11 protein-coding genes are annotated in these 16,288 nt (G+C 44.4%); 7 read left to right on the top strand and 4 right to left on the bottom strand.

Annotated elements, in window-relative coordinates:
- Positions 1–116 precede the first annotated feature (116 nt).
- From ADJ77_RS02335 to ADJ77_RS02325, 3 genes are all read left to right on the top strand, one after another.
- Positions 117–626 (top strand): nitroreductase family protein, encoded by a 510-nt coding sequence (locus ADJ77_RS02335; protein WP_025079020.1) that lies wholly within the window; start codon positions 117–119, stop codon positions 624–626.
- Between the two features lie 265 nt (positions 627–891).
- Positions 892–1,269, top strand: coding sequence for a YccF domain-containing protein (locus tag ADJ77_RS02330; protein WP_025079019.1), 378 nt, complete (start codon positions 892–894; stop codon positions 1,267–1,269).
- A gap of 243 nt (positions 1,270–1,512) precedes the next feature.
- Positions 1,513–2,178 (top strand): hypothetical protein, encoded by a 666-nt coding sequence (locus ADJ77_RS02325; RefSeq protein ID WP_025079018.1) that lies wholly within the window; start codon positions 1,513–1,515, stop codon positions 2,176–2,178.
- A gap of 440 nt (positions 2,179–2,618) precedes the next feature.
- Here ADJ77_RS02325 and ADJ77_RS02320 read toward each other — a convergent pair whose 3' ends face one another.
- Positions 2,619–3,023, bottom strand: a complete 405-nt coding sequence (locus tag ADJ77_RS02320) for a hypothetical protein (protein ID WP_025079017.1) — start codon at positions 3,021–3,023, stop codon at positions 2,619–2,621.
- Positions 3,024–3,176: 153 nt separating this feature from the next.
- Between ADJ77_RS02320 and uvrA (ADJ77_RS02315) the strand changes: the two genes are divergently transcribed.
- Complete coding sequence (uvrA, locus tag ADJ77_RS02315) at positions 3,177–6,053, top strand: excinuclease ABC subunit UvrA (RefSeq protein ID WP_050695985.1); 2,877 nt, start codon at positions 3,177–3,179, stop codon at positions 6,051–6,053.
- Between the two features lie 566 nt (positions 6,054–6,619).
- Here the strand turns inward: uvrA (ADJ77_RS02315) and ADJ77_RS02310 are convergent.
- From ADJ77_RS02310 to ADJ77_RS02300, 3 genes are read right to left on the bottom strand one after another with little or no spacing between them, the layout of a single operon-like run.
- On the bottom strand, positions 6,620–8,173 hold the full coding sequence (locus ADJ77_RS02310; protein ID WP_025079016.1) for a peptide MFS transporter: 1,554 nt from the start codon (positions 8,171–8,173) through the stop codon (positions 6,620–6,622).
- Between the two features lie 8 nt (positions 8,174–8,181).
- Entirely contained in the window at positions 8,182–8,931 is a 750-nt protein-coding gene (locus ADJ77_RS02305; protein ID WP_025079015.1) for a porin family protein, read from the bottom strand.
- 28 nt (positions 8,932–8,959) lie between these two features.
- Positions 8,960–10,348 carry an amino acid ABC transporter substrate-binding protein gene (locus tag ADJ77_RS02300; protein WP_025079014.1) on the bottom strand — a complete coding sequence of 463 codons (1,389 nt, stop codon included), beginning with the start codon at positions 10,346–10,348 and terminating at the stop codon, positions 8,960–8,962.
- A gap of 220 nt (positions 10,349–10,568) precedes the next feature.
- Here ADJ77_RS02300 and ADJ77_RS02295 point away from each other — a divergent pair, with 220 nt between their 5' ends.
- The 3 genes from ADJ77_RS02295 (at position 10,569) to ADJ77_RS02285 (ending at position 16,190) form a co-directional block, all read left to right on the top strand.
- Positions 10,569–11,252 (top strand): gliding motility-associated C-terminal domain-containing protein, encoded by a 684-nt coding sequence (locus ADJ77_RS02295; protein ID WP_025079013.1) that lies wholly within the window; start codon positions 10,569–10,571, stop codon positions 11,250–11,252.
- A gap of 207 nt (positions 11,253–11,459) precedes the next feature.
- On the top strand, positions 11,460–14,288 hold the full coding sequence (gene uvrA, locus ADJ77_RS02290; RefSeq protein WP_050695984.1) for an excinuclease ABC subunit UvrA: 2,829 nt from the start codon (positions 11,460–11,462) through the stop codon (positions 14,286–14,288).
- 714 nt (positions 14,289–15,002) lie between these two features.
- On the top strand, positions 15,003–16,190 hold the full coding sequence (locus ADJ77_RS02285; RefSeq protein ID WP_025079012.1) for an AGE family epimerase/isomerase: 1,188 nt from the start codon (positions 15,003–15,005) through the stop codon (positions 16,188–16,190).
- Positions 16,191–16,288: the final 98 nt, after the last annotated feature.

Genomic DNA, 16,288 nt, shown 5'->3' with positions numbered 1-16,288 from the left:
CTCACCGGGCTACAACCCTATCATCGCCTATCACAACTTATCACCACCACTCTCACATACCGACACCCATCCTTTCCTTCCCTAAAGGGTTAAAGCAACTTCCCCATTTCCACATCATGACCATCTTAGAATTATCCCAAAAGCGATTTTCCGCACGCAAATATACTGATGAGCCTGTCTCAGAAGAAGACTTGAACTATATCCTCGAGGTAACACGTATGGCACCATCAGCTGTCAACAGACAGCCGTGGAAGTTCCTCGTTGTAAAGTCAGAAGAGGCTCGCAAGCAACTACAGGAATGCTACAACCGTGAATGGTTCAAGTCGGCACCGCTTTATTTCATCTGCCTGCGAGAGCCTGAAACAAACTGGATACGGCAGGAAGACGGTAAACAACATGGTGATATTGATGTTGCCATTGCTACAGAGCATCTCTGTCTGGCTGCAACAGAACGTGGTTTAGGAAGCTGCTGGGTATGCAACTTCAATGTTGCCAAACTGAAGGAAACCTTTCCACATACAGGTTATGAGCCCGTCGCCATCATACCAATCGGACACATTGCCGACGATTGTCCTATAAATGAGAAGAAACGGAAAACACTGGAAGAAATCACAGAAACAATATAGACAGAAGCAACCAAAGTTTCGGATTCAGAAGAAGGATTCCAAAGAAAGGATGATTTGTCACCAAACACTGGCAATGTAGTTATCAGGCATTGATATACAGCAAGAATCTTCCAAAGCATTGGCTACATCATCACAAGCAATAAGCAGACAAAAACACCCACAGGACAAGGACGAATCAGATACTGCTTGCATGCTGAGAATATATCAGAAACTTAACTCGTAAACTTTCAAACAGACACACAGTCTATACATCAACAAATAAATCATGCGTATTCTTGGAAATATCATCTGGTGGATATTCGGCGGCTTGGAAGCTGCCATTGGTTACTTCACCGGCAGTTTGGCACTTGCCATAACCATCATCGGCATACCTGCCGCCCTACAGACATTCAAGCTCGGTCTGTTGTGCCTGTGGCCTTTCGGAGCTGAAGTAAAGAAAGGTGAAAGTCTTTCTGGCTGCATCACAGTTCCACTCAATATCATCTGGATTATCTTCGGTGGATTGTGGGCATGTCTCAATCACATCTTATTCGGCATTCTCCTCACTATCACAATCATCGGAATCCCTTTTGCCAAACAGCACTTCAAGATGGCAGGACTATCACTTGCACCATTTGGCAAGAATGTGGAGCTGAATTTCTAAATCCCTCTTTACTCCACTCGAGAGGAGAAAGACATTTCGCTATAACGCTCTAAAAATCATAGATATAACCTCTACTACACTGCTATTCCCGCCACCTTACTGCGCAAGACACCACAAACAACTCATTGCAAGCTCTTCCTTTAGGGAAAGAGGTAAGGAAACGGGACTAAAAAAGTCATGTAAATTCTTGGTAGAACAACGAAAAGTCAGTAACTTTGGCAAAAACAATAAAAGACAAAGCCCATGATTACGCAAGATAACTTCAACCAGGAATACGCTGACCCGATAGAGGAACAGCAGATTCGCCATTTCGTCTGCATGGAGATGGGACGACAGATACACAGATATATCAAGGCTATGCACGGTAGCAAGCAACAGATGCTACGCTTTGAGGAACATCTGAAAGACCTGCCTATGAAGGAAAAGGAAACTGCTATTGCACGATACATCGACCTGAACCGCAAGGCTATCAAGGGATTGGACATGAAGATTGTATTAGCTCGCGCAATGGCCAACTACTCTGACACCTTTGAATATCTCGTCACACTGGTCAACGACAAGCGCAAGATGGTAAGATACCTGAACCTTATCCGTGAGATTTATATCCAGTATCATGAGGTGATAGAGCGCAAGGGTAAGTTCGGCATCCTCGACCACAGAGGGCGTACACTCGTTGAACCTAAATATGAGTTCCTGCGCACATGCTATGTCTACGTGGACGACCTGCGGACAATGCCGCTCATAGCACAGCTGGATGGCAAGCTCGGATTGATACTTCCTGACGGAAAGGACACTGTCGTCGCACCATTCATCTATGACGGTATCTCATTAAGAGACGAACCTCCCTACTTCGAGGCGAGGATTGGAAAAAAGAAAATACTGCTGAATACCGATGGAAAAGAGCAGTAAGATAACCAAAAGAAGAGCTGTATCTGCGAACAGATACAGCTCTTCTCGCATTATAATCAGTGCTGTCCGATAAATACTCCACACCCACCACTTAGTCTATAGTGTCTTATTACACAATATATTAAGACCACAATGAACTTCTCTTGCCGTTTTCAACCAATGTGCTCTTGCCCATCACATATGGTGCCATTGGTAAACACATATGGTGTTATTGGTAAACACCAATGGTGTTGAGTACTGAATACCTTACAACATGTTGCCGGGATGGGAACAACTTTTAGTTAGAAAAGAGTTGTACTACCAAAGCAAGTAAAAGACATTTGATTATGCAACTTACTATTTCATAGACAAAACGATACTATCTGTTAAATTTAGACTCCATATAGTGAAACATGCTGTTTTAGTTTTATCGGACAACAATATAAGATAATAACATCTGGTTAAATCTTCTTCAACAAAGCTGCCAGACCATCAAGCTGACTCTGCCACATACTAATCTTGCTGTTAACTTTATCAATATCAAGATTCTGATTCAACTCTGGCGAGTCACGTTCCTGTATCAAGAGGTCAATATACAGGCTTACCAATTCCATCTTTGCCTTCACGGTCTTCTTTTTTGGATAACCCCGCTTGTCCACCTCACGCTGATACTGCTCAGATACCTCGTTGATTCTACGACCACACTCTTCGTACTGGCTCAACCATCGCTGGTAAGCTGGATTAACCCTCTTGTTCTCAAACTGTGTACTGTTTGCAGACTCACCAATCTGCTCGTATGAACTCTGTGCCATACCCATCATAGGGAAGGCTATCAAAGCGATAACCAATAATTTCTTAACTCTCATAATTGTGTTCTTTAAAAAATAAATATTGCCTGCAAATATAAAGTAAATATCAGAAAGAACCAAAGTTTTTTTGTAATTTTGCAGATTACCATTATTCCTCTAAAACTCTTTTAAGAGTCTGTAAGGATAAATTATAGAATTAAGTTGAAAAGTATGAACAAATATATTGAGGTAAAAGGTGCCAAGGTGAACAACCTGAAGAATATTGATGTAAAAATCCCTCAAGGTCAATTCATTGCCATTACCGGCGTATCGGGTTCTGGCAAATCATCGCTTGCTTTTGACACACTCTATGCTGAAGGACAACGCCGATATGTGGAGAGTCTTTCGGCTTATGCCCGTCAGTTCTTAGGCAGAATGTCAAAACCTGAGGTAGATTTCATCAAAGGGCTTCCTCCGGCCATTGCCATCGAGCAGAAGGTTATCTCACGTAATCCACGCTCGACAGTGGGCACTTCTACCGAAATATATGAATATCTCCGCCTTCTCTATGCTCGCATAGGGCGCACTTTCAGCCCTGTATCTGGCGAAGAAGTGAAACATCACTCCGTTGAAGACGTCATTGAGAAGGTGATGACGTACTCGGAAGGCACAAAGTTCTGTATTCTTGCGCCGCTCCACATTGTCGAAGGACGAAGCATACAGAACCAACTTGAGATGGAAATGCAGGAAGGATATGCCCGCATCTATGTGGACAATGACTTCATCCGCATAGAAGACTGGCTTGCACAGAACCCAGCCGACGATGACAGTAAAGGCACTGCTGAAGACCAGGCGAAGAACATCTATCTCGTCATTGACCGTCTGTCGGTTGACAGTTCCAAAGACACACTGACACGCCTCACCGACTCCTGTGAGACAGCCTTCTATGAAGGCGACGGCAACATGCAATTGATGATTCTTCCAGCCAAACTCACCTACGACTTCTCAACACGCTTTGAAGCTGACGGAATGCGTTTTGAAGAACCTAATGACAATATGTTTTCGTTCAATTCCCCCCTCGGTGCCTGCCCTACCTGTGAAGGATTCGGACGCATCATTGGAATTGACGAGAAACTGGTTATCCCCGATTCCTCTCTTTCTGTCTATGATGGATGCGTACAGTGTTGGCACGGTGATAAGATGGCTACATGGAAAGACGAATTCTGCCGACGTGCTGCAAAAGATAACTTTCCCATCTTCAAACCTTATTTTGAACTGACAAAGACCGAGAAAGAATGCCTTTGGAAGGGACTGCCCAGCGAAAGGAAGAAAGATATACACGAGCGCATCTGTATCGACACCTTCTTCCAGATGGTAAAGGAAAACCAGTACAAGATTCAATACCGTGTCATGCTCAGCCGCTATCGTGGTAAGACGGTATGTCCAGACTGCCACGGCACGAAGCTGAAAAAGGAGGCAACATGGGTGAAGATAGGCGGTATGGCTATCACCGACCTTGTTGATATGCCAGTCATTAATCTCAAGGAATGGTTCGACAGGCTGGAACTAACGGAGCATGAGCAGGAGGTAAGCAAACGACTGATGACCGAAATAAAGAGCCGTCTGCAGTTCCTTCTGGATGTAGGACTGGGCTATCTCACCCTTAACCGCCAGTCGAACTCGCTCAGTGGTGGTGAGAGTCAGCGCATCAACCTCACAACTTCCCTCGGTTCTTCCCTCGTCGGTTCACTCTACATACTTGACGAGCCTTCCATTGGCTTGCACAGTCGGGATACCGACCGCCTCATTCACGTGCTGAAGGAACTTCAGGCACTGGGAAACACAGTGGTTGTCGTGGAGCACGATGAGGAGATTATGTGTGCTGCCGATTATCTGATTGACGTCGGACCAGATGCCGGACGACTCGGTGGAGAGATTGTATTTGAAGGTAAAGTATCTGATATAAAGCGGATAGAAGGAGCCATCAAGGATAAAAAAAATGCTGTTTCAAAGAAACTACTGGAACAGTACCCACATTCATACACCATCAAGTACCTCACAGGAACAGAGGTTATCGACACACCTGTAAGTCGTCGTCCCTGGAACATGGCAATAGAACTGAAGGGCGCACGCATGAACAATCTCAAGGGAGTAGACGTGAAGTTTCCCCTGAACGTCCTTACTGTGGTGACGGGAGTCAGCGGTAGCGGCAAGTCCTCCCTCGTAAAGGGAATCCTCTACCCTGCCCTCAAGCGTCACCTGGACGAGGTTGCCGAAACACCAGGCGAATACTCATCCATCAGTGGCGACTGGAAACAGATAAAACACGTAGAGTTTGTAGACCAGAACCCTATCGGCAAGAGTACACGCTCGAACCCTGCAACATACGTAAAGGCATACGACGAAATAAGAAAGCTCTTTGCGGAGCAGCAACTCTCAAAACAGATGGGCTTCACACCGCAATACTTCTCGTTCAATACCGATGGCGGACGCTGCGAGGAATGTAAGGGTGCAGGTGTCATCACGGTGGAGATGCAGTTCATGGCAGACCTTGTTCTGGAATGCGAGGAATGTCACGGACAACGCTTCAAGCGTGAGATCCTTGACGTGCAGTTCCAAGGAAAGAATATCAATGACGTACTGAACATGACCGTATCAGAGGCAATCCAGTTCTTCAGCGAGCATAAGCGCAAGGCAATCGTCAACAGACTGAAGCCTTTGGAGGATGTCGGGCTGGGCTACATCAAGCTCGGACAAAGTTCCTCAACCCTCTCCGGCGGTGAAAACCAGCGCGTAAAACTTGCCTACTTCATCGGACAGGAACAGCAGGAACCAACACTCTTCATCTTTGACGAGCCGACAACGGGTCTGCATTTCCACGACATCCAGCGTCTGCTTCACGCTTTCAACGCGCTTATTGACCGTGGACATAGTATACTGGTCATTGAACATAACCTCGATGTCATTAAGTGTGCCGACCACGTCATCGACCTTGGTCCCGACGGTGGCGACAAGGGGGGACATCTCATAATTGCTGCAACACCAGAGGAAGTGGCTCGCTGCAAGGAGAGTCTGACGGGTAAGTACTTAATTGAAAAGCTAAAATAGATAAAGTATGTAGCCATTATATTGCATAGAGCTTCTGAAGCAATGCAATGAGCTTTCACGGAGTACTCCAACTGTACATCTAATGAACTGTGTCATATTCCAACCATAGGATTAACTATCCTATTAACGAATTGGTGGAAAAGCCCATCTTAAACTGTGAAATATATTTACACATTTCACTGCCACCCATGCTCAAAAACTGGCTTTAAAAGCCTTTTTTCCTTGTTTTGTAATCATCTATGAATCAAACTATTATAAAGACATGCAAGAAAAGGTGCTTAGTTAGACGTCAAAAGGGCGTTAGTAAGACCTCAAAAGGGCATCTTTTGAACTCCAATTAAGGGTTAATTGAAGTGCTATTGAGCATCTATTGAATTTGAGCGTTTGAAAAATAAGGACAAAACAAGGGGATGTGTCAACTATATAAGTTATGACACATCCCCTTTCTTAATAGCATTGACTCAAATATTTAATAAACCCGTCAGGATTCAATTGATTAATCGACAATGCCCGAAATATTCAGAATTAATTAGCTGTAAATCCCTTATTGAGATAATTATTTCACGTTAAGACTTCGTTACACGCTCCAGCCACTTCACCATACCGAACATAACAGCCATAGAAATGACACATACGATGGCAAAAACAAGCCAACAAGTCCAAATTGACCACTTGTTATACATCAATGGACCAATCCAAAGGAAGCCATTACCAACAGCTGTAGCACCTAACCACAATCCCTGACAAAGTCCCTGAAGATTCTTAGGAGCAACCTTACTTACAAAACTCAGACCCAGTGGAGAGATAAACAACTCAGCAACGGTGAGGAAGAAGTAAGTGAGGATAAGAATCATCGGACCAGCCTTCATCGTTGCACGGACAGCAGGCTCAAGAGAAGTAAACTGCTCAGCTGAAGGATAATTATGAACCAGTGAAAATACCATTAAGAAGAGATAGGCAAAGCCTGCGATACCCATACCGTAGGCTATCTTACGAGGTGTGGAAATAGGCTTACCTTTCTTGGTGAAATAGGCAAAGACCCACATAATCAATGGAGTAAGAGAGATTACAAAGAACGGGTTAACCGCCTGCCATATCTCCGGTGCTACAGAATCCGTATTGACGAAGTCGCGTGCGAAGAAAGAAAGGCTCTGACCATTCTGATGAAATGAGAACCAAAAGAATACACTGATACCCAATACAGCAAAAAGAGCATACATACGCTGTTTAATCTCCTTTGCCATTGACGCCTTCTCATCCTCGGTATACTCAACATTGACTATCTGCTCCTTCTTGCCTGGCATTGGGAAGAGTTTCTTTGAGCTCATGAAGATAACAAGAGAGATGAGCATGGTAACAACACTGGCAATAAAGCTATAATGAACACCAGTATTGAACACATCAAGATAATGAGGACAGAATGATGCTAAATCAGCAGCATTACCACCCACCTTGGTTGCAAGTTCCTGCAAATTACTGAGATTGTCACCAATAGTACCATTGATATACTTATGGCAAAGCTGTGGTAAAGCTGCATCATAAGTCAGACCATTGCGTCCCAGCCACCAGCTACGCAATACAGGAGCTATGAATGGAGCAGCCAATGCACCCAAATTAATGAAGACATAGAAAATCTGGAAACCAGCATCACGCTGTCCCTGCGCCCATTTCAGACGCTCGGGTGAAACTTTTGCCGCTTCAGTCTCAAAATCATCATACATCTGACCGACGATTGCCTGTAAATTACCTTTAAATAAGCCGTTACCAACTGCAATCAATACCAAAGCAAAGATAGTGAAGGCAAGCAGATAGGAATTATTTTCAGGTGTAGCGAGAACAGGGATAGACAATGCCACATACCCCAGTGCCATCACGACGAGACCACTTTCAATAGTACGCTGATAGTTTTGTGTGCGGTCAGCAATAACACCACCTACCAAGCTCATGACATAGATTGCAGCCAAGAAAAGGGATGCAATCAGACCTGACGTTTCATCTGAAAGACCGAACTTAGAACACAAGAATAATGCGAGAACCGCATTCATAATGTAGTAACCGAAGCGTTCGCCCATGTTACTGAAGGCTGCTTGAAGCAATCCTTTTGGGTGATTTTTAAACATAGCTTATCTTATTTAGTTTTGGTTATATCAAAAAGATAGGTAGCCTTGACAACTATATTACCATAGTTAGACTTACCAAAATAGTCTTTCTTTGAACTTCCATAGATATTACCGAGCCCATAATAATAGCGGGCTTCAAGCAGGAAATGACCTACACGGCGGTTGCTGTATTCCATGCCCAGACCTGCTGCAATGCCATAATCAAGTTTCTTCTCTACTGGCATTGATTCCTGTGCTACGGTGACATTGCTTCGTCCTGTACCGTCAGTTGCAAGATTTGGAGTATCATAGTTCTTAGAAGTAGACTCATTCAGATAGATTCCAATCTGTGGACCAGTCTGGAAGAAAAAGCTGAATCCGTCATGTTCACGTCCCCATGCAAGATGTGCAAAGACAGGAATCTGAACATAATTGACCGTGCGTGAATACTCCTCTGCCAAACCATTGGAATTGATTACCGGCTGGTCAGTACCCGTCAGAATCTTCTCTTTCCATCCGACAGAGGCATAGTTTACCTCACCATAAATTGAACAGATGGTATTGAAATACCTCTCACACACGTAACGCACGCTCAATCCACCACTTATGCCACCATGCAGTGACTGTGTTACACTCGGATTGAATCCTACGTTGGAAAGGACATAACCACCATTCACACCTATAGAGAGGTCGTTACGATGCTGTCCCACTTGTGCAGCAGCAGTATGCGGCAACACAAGCAGGACAGTGAATAATATTATAGAGATTATATTCTTCATCATTTAAACAAGGTCTCCTTCGCTTGTCTTAGTAGACAAGGTTCTCCATGGTCTGGTCTGTCTTGAAGTGAACCAGCTGGAAGTTGTCATTGATATATCCGCCCTGTCCTACACGAACAAAGTTATAACGTGTCTGCAACGGACGGTATTTCACCTCTGACGCAGTACCTGTGAAGTTCTTTCCATGTAATTTCAAACCACGTACAAAGAACTGTGCCTGGTCGTAGCCTGTAATTGCCATACGTGGAATATACTGCTTTGACATAGGTTCGTCATACTGTTCAATATACTTTGCTTCCAAATCCTTCGTCTTGTCGGCAGACTTATTATAATAATAGGTGGACGGAATATAGGTATTATACTTGAAGAACTGGTCAAGGTCATAATCCTGATAAACAAACCACTGGTTGTAACCATAAAGACTGATGGCTATGCCTGGACGTGACTTCTTCATCTGTTCCAGCTTGGCAAACACCTCATTGAGTTGTGGACTCTTCTCCGAGTTGAGAATCACAACATTAGGACGGGTGGCATCAAAGTGCTTTGAAAAGTCTGCCGCTGAAGACTTGGTGCTTGTCAAATCATACTTTATCTTCTGTAGGTCAAGCTGCTTCCTCAGAGTTGCAGTGAAATTACCAACCAGACTATTTGGATCCTTGCAGTTGATGAACACCGGGTGGTGTGTTCTTTGGAAACGCTCCAGAAAAGAAGCAATCGCCTTGTTGTTGAGCGAAGCATCAGTTTGATAAACCTGGAATATATTAGGGTTCGTCTCAACCTCATCGCCCGTTATAGAGAACGGAATGACGAGCTTTATATCATTGGCACGACAGAAATCAGCCAATGGTTTTACCTGTTCTGAATAAAGAGGACCGAAGATAATATCTAACTTCGATGCGTTCGGTTCAAGTAACGTAGTACGAATATCAGCACCCTTCGGCACATTCCAGGCATGCACGTCTGTTGTTATCCCTTCACTCTTCAACTGATTGAGAGCCAAGAGTACACCACGATAATACTCAACCATACGCTTTCCATCACCATCCTGATTATGCAAAGGAAGCATCACACCAACACGGATTGCATTCACAGCCTTGGCTGCTTGGGCAACAGATGTCTTTGAAGCAGACTTCTTGTCCGACTTACCCCTCACAGAACCATCAGGAAGAATGTCGCCCTCCTTTGAATAAGGAACAAAGATAATGTCACCTTTCTTCAATTCGTAGCCCGACTGCTTCATGACAGGGTTAGCATCCAGAAGCTGTGGTATCGTTACGCCATAACTCTTTGCGATACCAAAAATTGTTTCCTTACGCTTCACTTTATGCTGGTCACGCCACTGGATACTTTGTGCCAATACGCTACAACTAAAAGTCATAGCAAAGAATAACAGAAGATATTTCAAATAATTTTTCATACTCTTATTTTTGATTTCAAACAGCAACAAAATAAAATTACAAGTGCAAATATACAAAAGAATTCTGTAACCAAAAGGAGTTAGAATGAAAAAAACGCAAAAACACTACTTCATATTACATATATTGTACTGGTAAGTACTTTTGCTTGTTTGTATGAGAAAAAATATGTAAATTTGCACGAATGTACTATTTACAGAAAGTATAAAACGAACAACAGGGATGAAACAAAATCGAATCAGAATACTTACAGTAATGCTGGCGATGCTGTCTACCATAGCAATAGAGGCACAGAACTGCCAGCCAACAGGTAAATATACCGATGCAAACGGTGAAACAAACACGATAGCTACTGGTGAAACTTATGCCGGTTCGGCTCCATTGACGGTAGCTTTTACAGCCAACCCACCAGCTACAAACAACTCTGCCACAAATTACGAGTGGCATTTCTTTAACCAAAGTAACCCACGATCGGCCTATCTCATACGTTACGACAAAAATACTGAATATACTTTCACGGAGGCAGGAACCACAAGAGTGGTGCTGTATGAGATTCTCAATGGTGATACCACACGCTATAATGCCATCAGTTTGTCCATCAGCGAGAGCAGTCTTCAGATGCCAAATGCTTTCTCTCCCAACGGGGATGGCATCAATGACATATATCGTGCCAAGCCTGGCTATAAGAGTATTGTTGAGTTTAAAGCTGTCATCTTCAATCGTTGGGGACAGAAACTATACGAATGGGACGACCCTACCGGTGGCTGGGATGGCAAGTACAAAGGAAAAGACGTTGCACAAGGAACGTACTTTGTCAACGTTACTGCCAAAGGAGCTGACGGCAAAGAGTTCCGCATCAGACGAGATGTAAACCTGCTGAGAGGCTATACACAGAACACGAGGTGATGGGTGTTGGGTGATGGGTGATGGGTGTTGATGATTAGTTTGTTATGATTGACGAATCGTGTTTACTTGTCTGTATTACGGAAAATCATCAACCAGCAAAATTAAGCAATCCATCAACATCCAGCACCCAACATTCAACACTCAACACCCAACATTCCATCAACACCCAACACCCAACACCCAACATTAAACACCCGACACCCTACAATGAACGAAAAGATAGAAGTCTTCGGAGCCAGAGTGCATAATCTGAAGAATGTAGACATAACCATCCCACGCAACTCACTCACCGTCTTTACAGGACTATCCGGTTCGGGAAAGAGTTCGCTTGCCTTCGACACAATATTCGCTGAAGGTCAGCGCCGCTACATCGAGACCTTCTCTGCATACGCCCGCAACTTCCTTGGAAACATGGAACGTCCTGACGTGGATAAGATTACTGGATTATCTCCTGTCATCTCCATTGAGCAGAAGACAACCAACAAAAACCCACGGTCTACTGTCGGCACAACCACCGAGATATATGATTACCTCCGCTTACTCTATGCCCGTGCAGGCGAAGCGTACTCTTATATGAGTGGTGAAAAGATGGTGAAATACACCGAGGAGAAAGTGGTGGATATGATCATGTCCGATTATCAGGACCAAAAGATATACATTCTTTCTCCGCTCGTCCGCAACCGCAAAGGTCATTACCGTGAACTCTTTGAGCAGATGCGCCGCAAAGGCTATCTGTACATCCGTGTGGATGGAAAGATAGAAGAGCTTACACGCGGCATGAAGGTTGACCGTTACAAGAACCATAACATCGAAGTAGTTATCGACAAGATGAAGCTCGGTGGCACGGAGAACGACACACTACGTGAGCGACTGGCAAAGACGGTGTCGACTGCCATGAAACAAGGAGAAGGTCTGATCATGATTCTTGACAACGAACGCAATGAAGCCAAATACTTCTCCAAACGACTGATGGACCCCGTCACGGGCATTGCCTATAAAGACCCTGCACCGAACATCTTTTCATTCAATTCGCCCGAGGGGGCCTGTCCACATTGTAAAGGCTTGGGTGTCATTGATGAGATTGACTTGAAGAAGGTGATTCCGGATGACAAGCAGGACATCTATAGTGGTGCAATTATTCCTTTAGGAAAATACAAGAACCAGATGATCTTCTGGCAGATAGATGCACTGTTGAAGAAGTATGAATGCAACCTCAAGACGCCTGTCAAAGATATTCCCAAGGAGGCTATGGACGAGGTTTTATACGGTTCCCTGGAGAAACTGAAGATTGCCAAGGAACTTGTGCATACCACCTCTGACTATTTCGTGTCCTTTGATGGTATCATTAAGTATCTCCGTACCGTTATGGAGAACGATGACTCTACGGCAGGAAAGAAGTGGGCTGACCAGTTCATTGCCGAAGCACAATGCCCGGAATGTCACGGACACCGTCTGAATCGTGAGGCTTTGTCATATAAAATATGGGACAAGAATATTGCCGAACTGGCAGAAATGGACATTACCGAACTGAAAGAGTGGATTGACCACGTTGAGGAACACATGAACGAGAAACAACGAACAATTGCCGTTGAAATCGTAAAGGAAATCCGCAAACGCATAGATTTCCTGCTTGACGTGGGACTTGATTATCTTGCATTGAACCGTCAGAGTGCCACTCTCTCAGGCGGTGAGAGCCAGCGCATCCGACTTGCAACACAGATTGGATCTCAACTTGTCAATGTACTTTACATCCTTGACGAGCCGTCCATAGGTCTTCATCAGCGTGATAACGAGCGACTTATCAACTCTTTGAAGGAGTTGCGCAATATGGGCAACACTGTGATTGTCGTTGAACACGACGAAGACATGATGCACGCTGCCGACTGGATTGTGGACATCGGGCCGAAAGCAGGACGCAAAGGAGGCGAGGTTGTATTCCAAGGTAAGCCTGCGGATATGCTCAAGACACACACACTCACCGCACAGTACCTGAATGGTGAACGTGCTATTGAAATCCCTAAGGAACGCCGGGAGGGTAATGGAAAGTTCATTCAGCTCGCTGGCTGTAAAGGCAATAACCTGAAAAATGTGGATGTAACCTTCCCACTTGGCAAGCTGATTGTCGTTACCGGCGTATCTGGTTCGGGCAAGAGTACGCTTATCAACGAAACCCTGCAACCTATTCTTTCACAGCATTTCTACCGTTCCTTGAAACGTCCGATGCCTTACGGGACAATTGAAGGTATTGACAATATAGACAAAGTGGTGAATGTTGACCAGAGTCCTATTGGTCGTACACCTCGAAGTAACCCTGCAACTTACACAGGTGTTTTCTCTGACATACGCCAACTATTCGTAAATCTTCCCGAAGCCAAGATTCGCGGTTACAAACCGGGGCGATTCTCTTTCAACGTGAAAGGAGGACGCTGTGAAACCTGTGGCGGCAATGGTTATAAAACCATCGAAATGAACTTCCTGCCGGATGTGATGGTACCTTGCGAGGTCTGCCACGGCAAACGATATAACCGAGAGACTCTTGAGGTACGTTTCAAGGGCAAATCCATTGCTGACGTGCTGGACATGACGGTCAACATGGCTGTAGAATTCTTTGAGAATGTACCACAGATTCTGCCGAAGATAAAGGCTTTGCAGGATGTAGGACTGGGTTACATCAAGCTCGGACAGAGCTCCACCACCCTTTCAGGCGGTGAAAGTCAGCGTGTCAAGCTGGCGACAGAACTCGCAAAGCGTGACACTGGTAAGACACTTTACATTCTCGACGAGCCGACAACAGGTCTTCACTTTGAAGATATCCGCATCCTTATGGATGTCTTGCAAAAGCTCGTTGACCGTGGTAACACTGTCATCATCATCGAACATAACCTCGATGTCATCAAACTTGCTGATTACATCATCGACATGGGACCTGAAGGTGGCCGCAGTGGTGGCAGGATGCTGAGCTGTGGAACACCAGAGGTTGTTGCCAAGAACAAGGAAAGCTACACCTCCCGCTTCCTTGTCAAAGTGTTGAAATAAACTATTGGTGTCCGATAAAACTTCAATGGCATACGCTCCGATGCGGAACCTCTTTTAGATAGACAAGACTGTATTGACTTTGGAAAAGTAAGCCTCTCCATCAAACAAGGTTAATTATCTTTTGGCAGTAAGACTCTTTCCTGACAGCAAGCTGCTTCTATCCCGACAATATATTGCTTTGTATTTAGCACTCAACACCATTGGTGTTTACTAACAGCACCACACGTGATGGGCAACAACACATCGGTAGAAAATGAGAAGAGAGGTTTATTATTGTCATTATAATCAAGGTATAGTAAGAGACTCTCATGACTAACTTATATGGGGAAAAATATCAGACACCTATAAAATAACACAACAGCTATCGGAGAAACGGATCTTTATGGCAACAGGTTATATTGCCCTAACCATATACTTATGGTGTTGCCAGGCATTGGCAAGACAACGCCCAAGGGTTGGCGAAATCATTTACACCCTCGGTAAAACAACATAATCTGAGGACTACACGCAAAATAGCAACAAAACAACTCAACAACATCTGACTACCTGTAACAAAGAAGAATGATTTTTCATTTCTTTTCTTTGGATAATTGACAAATTAGTCCTAAATTTGCCAAAGCACAATGGTAAAGAACAGCTATACAAAAGTGTAGACACCCCGTTTATCATACTATCCATCTGAAAATCAACACATTGTCTATATCACCTAAAATTATGGATAAAAAAGAATATTTACGTTCATGGGCTGAGACCTACAAGAACGACCTTACAAACAACATTATGCCTTTCTGGTTGAACCATGGATGGGACAAGGAGAATGGCGGTATATACACCTGTCTGAATCGTGACGGTTCATTGATGGACACAACAAAGTCGGTGTGGTTCCAGGGACGATGGGCATTCATCTGCTCTTTCGCATATAATAATGTAGAGAAGAATCAGGAATGGCTCGATGCAGCCAAATCTACCATTGACTTCATCGAGAAATATTGCTTTGATGAGGACGGACACATGTACTTTGAGGTCACAGCTGAAGGAAAGCCATTGCGTAAGCGTCGTTATGTTTTCTCAGAGACATTCGCTGCAATAGCTTTCGCCGAATACTCTTTGGCTACGGGCGACAAGCATTATGCGGAAAGAGCATTGCAGGTATTCCATGACGCACAGCGTTTCCTCTCTACTCTGGGATTCCTTCCAGCTAAATATGAAGCTGGCGTAGAGATGCAGAGTCATTCCATCATTATGATTCTCATCAATGTAGGGTCACGTCTCCGTGCGGTAATTGACGACCTGACATTGACCCAGCAGATTGACGAGTCAATCTCATTGCTCCGTCGCTATTTCATGCACCCGGAATTCAAAGCACTACTTGAAACGGTTGGTCCAAAGGGAGAATTCATTGACACCAACGCTGCACGTACCATCAACCCTGGTCATTGCATCGAAACAGCATGGTTCATCATGGAGGAAGCAAAGCTGCGCAACTGGGACAAGGAACTGCTCGATACTGCTCTCACCATCTTTGACTGGTCATGGGACTGGGGATGGGACAAGCAGTACGGTGGCATCATCAATTTCTGCGACTGCCGTAATCTCCCGCCACAGGATTATTCACAGGACATGAAGTTCTGGTGGCCACAGTGCGAGACTATCATTGCCTCTCTTTATGCTTACCTTGGAACTGGTGATGAAGAATATCTTTATCGCCATCAGCGAATCAGTGAGTGGACCTACGCCCACTTCCCTGACCAAGACTATCCAGAGTGGTATGGCTACCTCCATCGTGACGGAACAGTTGCACAGCCAGCAAAGGGCAATATCTTCAAGGGACCGTTTCATGTTCCTCGTATGATGATCAAGGGATATATGCTCTGTCAGGAGATACTGAAGACTATGGAATAAAATAAATTCCTTTCACGAAGGTGAAGGAATATAGATACGAAGAAATCCCCCATAACATTGCTTGTGACGGCATGTTATGGGGGATTCTCTTATAAGTC

Origin of the sequence: Prevotella fusca JCM 17724, assembly GCF_001262015.1 — a bacterium.
Taxonomy (GTDB): Bacteria; Bacteroidota; Bacteroidia; order Bacteroidales; family Bacteroidaceae; genus Prevotella; species Prevotella fusca.
Note: the sequence above shows the minus strand (reverse complement) of the source record. Positions and strands in the feature narration are given on the sequence as shown.